Origin of the sequence: Bacillus cereus group sp. BfR-BA-01379 (assembly GCF_022663605.1) — a bacterium.
Taxonomy (GTDB): domain Bacteria; phylum Bacillota; class Bacilli; order Bacillales; family Bacillaceae_G; genus Bacillus_A; species Bacillus_A mobilis.
In genome coordinates this window covers 1-5,069 of sequence record NZ_JAKUFT010000141.1, presented here as the reverse complement: position 1 = coordinate 5,069, position 5,069 = coordinate 1, and the positions used below count along the sequence as shown (strand labels likewise).

Genomic DNA, 5,069 nt, shown 5'->3' with positions numbered 1-5,069 from the left:
GTTCCATCCAATTTAAGACCAACTGTATGCCAGTCACCTGCCGTGACCGCCACAATATCTCTCCAGCTATTTATATTACATTCTCTTTCTTTATTTCGGCCTACCGCTATTACGGTTCCATCCGGTTTAAGGCCAATCGTACGACGCCATCCTGCCGCAACCGATACAATATTATTCCAGTCGTTTACGCCGCATTGATCATGCTTATTCCATCCCACCGCTCCCACAGTATGATCACTTTTCAGAGCGATTGTATGAGCATTACCCGTGTTCGTCGCCATATGAACATTGCCAGCTGCGACTGCTTCAATATCACACCAACTGCTTACATTGCATTCTCCTTCTTTATTTCGCCCCACTGCCACAACTGTGCCATCCAATTTAAGCGCAACTGTATGACCACGACCTGCCGCTATCGTACCTTTAGGCCACCGTTTCACTTTTAATATCTCTTCGTAATTCATGTTTTACCTCCTTGCATATAAGCAACTGTATCCAAATAGATATTTTTATCTAATTTCATTATAAATGACCCGATTTTTTTTATAAATTTACAACTATAAAAGAAGCCTATTATTACTTCTTCAAAAAATAAAAACCTCCAGTTTCAATACTAGAGGTTCCTTTTTTATTTCTTCAATCGTTCAATAAAATCGTTCAATTTATCAAGTGATTTCATATTCTGATTACAAGCTACACCATCTTTGCAAATATAGTTTCCCTTTTTAACGAAAGTTCCTTGTACATCACCTTTAATTTCAACTAAAAACATTCCTACTTCTTCATGCCCATGACATAATGAACAAATGCTTTTTTTATTTAAACTTTGGAACGTACCTTGCAGACCAACAAACTTATTTTTATCATTTTTCGCTATAATAAATTTCCTGCTTGACCCTTTATCAATCCAGCTTAAATAAGATAATTCTTTCATATCCAGTTCTTCCATATCAGGAAGTTTTAACTTTTTCGCTTTAGGAAATAACTTTTTTAATGTTTGCGCTGTAACTTCCTGAAACGGAATGACATACGGATTTATTTTCATTAAAAATGATTCTGCATCTTCTCTATTTTGAACTGTTAATACCGTATCAATTAACTCTTTCTGTTCATCCGTTAAATTCTCAAATACATGTATTATCTTTTCAATCGCAAGTGATTTTAACGCTTGAATGACACCTCTATCATTTGCCGTTGCATGCCCATTTGCTAAAATATAAGCTTGTGATTTTATAAAATTGTATTGATCACTTCTAATAAAAGCTTCCATCTTTATCACTCCATACAAATTGTTGATCTAGTTTTATTGTATACAAAGATTCAGCTTTTTGATATGTAAAAGATAACTTAGAAACGAATATTACATACTTCGATTATGTTCTACCGCTTCATTTCCTGACAAAAGAAACCATCGTCTGTTTTCCATTCTGCATATAATACATCTTCAAATTTAGTAATCCCTTTTTGCTTTATTTGTTTATACAGCCATCCTTCATCAAAACCAGCTTCTCTCAAATTATCTTTCACTACTTTTCCGTCACTAATTAATGAAATCGGTAAGTATACAGGCTTATGTTTTAAACCTAAATCATTTATAGTGGGTGATTCGTATTTACTTTTCTTCAAAACGCTTATGTTCCCATTAGGTTCCAAAATCATATATTCAACTTCTCTGATTGAAAATATGTCTTTTTGTTGCCGAAGCATTTGTTGTAGTTGATTAATATCCAAATGATTTGAACTTAGTTGTTCCCGATCAATATATCCATTACGGATAATGATTGAAGGTGAGCCTTCAAAAAAACTTCTCGTCCCTCTAAATTTTTGTGTTATCACTTCTATTGAATAGATTAACACTACCCATACAAGTACTGCATATAAAATAGACCATATTTTTATTTTCGGATCATATATAGTATTTCCGACTAATTCTCCGAGAACAATGGCAGAAATAAAATCAAATGGTGTTAACTGAGATATTTGTGTCTTCCCTAATATTTTAGTAGCAATCAATAGCACAAAAAAACCAAAAAATAGTTCTATCGTTATTTGTCCTAAATGATTCATATACGCTCACCTTTCTGCTTTTCACTCAAATGTTCTATTTTCTATTTAGTAAAAAAACGGCATATTTTTCTATTATCTTTCCCGCTCATACGCAATATATCCAATAGATACAAAGCAAAAAGAGTCTAGTTCAAAATAATATTTGAACTAGACTCTTTTATCTTCATTTAGAATACACGATCTTTTTAATCGTTTCGCCGGAAAGAAAATGCTCCTCTGCAAGTTGATGAACAGAAATCCCACTTTTAAACGCTTCTTTAATCGCTTTATTTCTTTCATCTAGTTGTTTTCTTCCTCCAGATCGTGTACCCCATTTATAATGTTTCGTTTCCTGTTTTGGAATGTAAATTGTTTCACCTTGTATATACTTTTGAATTTCAATAATTAAACTTTCTGGTAAAACCGTCGCAGCTTTAACGTATTTCATTTCTGCTCGCCCCTTATTTTTTATAATTCATTTCAATAAGGTGCAAAGCCAAATATAAAAAATGATACGAGCTCATTTAGGCGATTGTATATTACTTGTCTACCTCACGCAAAGTATCGCCATTTCCATACTTGGCTTTGCATGAGACGTTGCAGTGTCCGGCAATTGAATTATAATCGCCATTTAAACACCTCCTAATATACCTTTTGCATTTTATTATATGATAAATTTCTTTCCCTTGCATCCACATCCTTTTTAACGCATGAAATTACTTAGTTTGATATAATACTTTTTAGTCCAATCCAAAAATATAGTGAGGTTGCTTTATGAACAAGAAAATAATCATTACAATCGTTACATTATTCATTATTACTGTAGCATTATTTGGAACATACAAATTGATGAACGCAAGAAGTTTTCAATTGTTTGGAGATTTAACAAACAGAGTAGAAACAAATGAAAAAGTGATTGCTTTAACTTTTGATGATGGCCCTACGAACAATGTAAAACAAATATTACCGCTACTAGATACATACAATGCAAAAGCTACATTCTTTTTAATCGGAAATGAATTAGAGAAAAACCTATCGTTAGGAGAAGATATCGTCCAATCTGGACACCAAATTGGAAACCATACATACTCTCATAACAGAATGGTTTTAAAAACACCTTCTTATATTAAAGAAGAAATAGAAAAAACGAATTCATTAATCCGCCAAACGGGATTTACAGACGCAATTGACTTTAGACCACCAAACGGAAAAAAGCTAATTAGCCTGCCCTATTATTTAAATAAAAATAATATTGAAACAATCACATGGGACCTTGAACCTGATACTTTTTATAAATCTGCCGCCGATAAAATTAAATATGTTAATAAAAATGTAAAACCAGGTTCTATCATTTTACTGCACTCTATGTATGATGATTCTAATGAAAATTTACAGACCATTGAAGGTATTTTAGATTCTTTATCTAAGAAGGGCTATCAGTTCGTAACGGTAAACGAACTGCAAAAAAGAGCAAAATAAAAAGGTAGCGTATCATAAAATGATACGCCACCTTTCTTTATTAAATAATGCCAAGTACATTTAAGAATACGATAATAATCGCAATTGGTGCGATAAAGCGAAGTAAGAATAGCCATAATACGAATAATTTATAGCCTTTATTTTTACTTACCCCAAGCTCTTTCATTAATACATCTTTCTTCATTTTTAAAGGAACGAAGATAGAAACTAATAAAACACCAAGTGGCATTAGTACGTTACTAACTGCATAATCCGCTAAATCAAAGACTGTCTTTCCAAAAATCTTCAGATCACTTAATATACCAAATGATAATGCTGATGGTACTCCAACAACGAAGATTAGTAATCCTACGATTAAAGCCATTTTTTCACGTTTCCCTTTACCTTTTGCAGTTAAAGATGCAACGCTAATTTCTAACATCGAAATTGCTGAAGTAATAGTCGCAAAGAAGAATAGTAATAAGAAAACGATGAAGAATAATTTGCCGAATGCCATTTTGCTGAAAATAGCTGGCAGTACGATAAATAATAGTCCTGGTCCTTGTGATGGTTCCATTCCAAATGCGAACACAACTGGGAAAATTGCAAGTCCTGCAAGTAATGTAATAACTAATGTTAAAGCAACGATAGAAAATGCTGAACGCGGTAAACTTTCTTCTTTCGGTAAGTAAGAGCTATACGTTACCATAACAGCTACACCGACAGATAGGGAGAAGAATGATTGCCCCATTGCGTATAAAATGACTTCTGATGTTACGTTTGAGAAATCAGGTTGTAAGAAGAAACGAACCCCTTCTCCAGCACCGTCTAATGTAAGTGCACGAACGATTAATACAAAGAATAAAACGAATAGTGCTGGCATGAAATATTTATTTACTTTTTCAACACCATTTTGTACACCTTTACTTACGATGAAAATAGTAATAAGGATGAATAATAGCTGTGATCCAACTGCTAAATACGGATTGGAAATGATTTCACCAAACGTAGCTTCGTATGCTCCATTCCCTTCCCATAGTCTACCTGTAATTGCATTCCATAAGTATAATAAAATCCAACCTCCTACAACACTGTAGAAAGAAAGTAATATGAAACAAGTTACAATTCCTAATTTCCCTAACCATGGCCATAGTGTTTTTGGTGCGATTTCTCTATATGCATCAACGGCCTCTTTTTGTGTACTTCTTCCGATTACGAATTCAGCTAATAATAGCGGTAAACCAATTAATAATGTGAAACCGATGAAAATAAGGAAGAACGCGCCGCCACCTCCAATTCCGGCCATATACGGGAATTTCCAAATCGCTCCTAGACCAATTGCTGAACCTGCTGCAGCTAATACGAAACCTAATTTCGATGTCCATTGCTGTGAATTCATTTATTAATCTCCTCTCTATCTCTTTTTCTTTGTTACAATTCGGTATTTATATTGTTCTATCCATACTCTTTTCTAATACGTTCACTTCCTCCCTACTAATAAAAAACGCCCCTACGTAAATACGTAGGGACGACAAAAATATCGCGGTACCACCCTAGTTATGAAG

Annotated in this window: 6 protein-coding genes; 1 reads left to right on the top strand and 5 read right to left on the bottom strand. The window is 33.7% G+C overall.

Annotated features, from left to right (window positions below):
• The 4 genes from MR113_RS26715 to MR113_RS26700 form a co-directional block, all read right to left on the bottom strand.
• A partial coding sequence (locus tag MR113_RS26715; protein WP_472927139.1) for an RCC1 domain-containing protein occupies positions 1–464 on the bottom strand: 464 nt, incomplete at its 3' end.
• 164 nt (positions 465–628) lie between these two features.
• Positions 629–1,270 carry a FusB/FusC family EF-G-binding protein gene (locus MR113_RS26710; protein WP_000387068.1) on the bottom strand — a complete coding sequence of 214 codons (642 nt, stop codon included), beginning with the start codon at positions 1,268–1,270 and terminating at the stop codon, positions 629–631.
• Between the two features lie 110 nt (positions 1,271–1,380).
• Positions 1,381–2,067 (bottom strand): DUF421 domain-containing protein, encoded by a 687-nt coding sequence (locus MR113_RS26705; RefSeq protein ID WP_242257424.1) that lies wholly within the window; start codon positions 2,065–2,067, stop codon positions 1,381–1,383.
• A 163-nt stretch (positions 2,068–2,230) separates the two neighbouring features.
• Complete coding sequence (locus MR113_RS26700; RefSeq protein ID WP_242257423.1) at positions 2,231–2,494, bottom strand: CD3324 family protein; 264 nt, start codon at positions 2,492–2,494, stop codon at positions 2,231–2,233.
• 326 nt (positions 2,495–2,820) lie between these two features.
• Between MR113_RS26700 and MR113_RS26695 the strand changes: the two genes are divergently transcribed.
• Positions 2,821–3,525, top strand: a complete 705-nt coding sequence (locus MR113_RS26695; RefSeq protein ID WP_242257422.1) for a polysaccharide deacetylase family protein — start codon at positions 2,821–2,823, stop codon at positions 3,523–3,525.
• Positions 3,526–3,565: 40 nt separating this feature from the next.
• Here the strand turns inward: MR113_RS26695 and MR113_RS26690 are convergent, their stop codons facing one another.
• On the bottom strand, positions 3,566–4,903 hold the full coding sequence (locus MR113_RS26690) for a sodium-dependent transporter (protein WP_001088193.1): 1,338 nt from the start codon (positions 4,901–4,903) through the stop codon (positions 3,566–3,568).
• Positions 4,904–5,069 lie beyond the last annotated feature (166 nt).

Coding starts and splice junctions, on each gene's coding strand:
- MR113_RS26710 (WP_000387068.1), bottom strand. CDS start 1,270: ATGGAAGCTTTTATTAGAAGTGATCAATACAATTTTATAAAATCACAA.
- MR113_RS26705 (WP_242257424.1), bottom strand. CDS start 2,067: ATGAATCATTTAGGACAAATAACGATAGAACTATTTTTTGGTTTTTTT.
- MR113_RS26700 (WP_242257423.1), bottom strand. CDS start 2,494: ATGAAATACGTTAAAGCTGCGACGGTTTTACCAGAAAGTTTAATTATT.
- MR113_RS26695 (WP_242257422.1), top strand. CDS start 2,821: ATGAACAAGAAAATAATCATTACAATCGTTACATTATTCATTATTACT.
- MR113_RS26690 (WP_001088193.1), bottom strand. CDS start 4,903: ATGAATTCACAGCAATGGACATCGAAATTAGGTTTCGTATTAGCTGCA.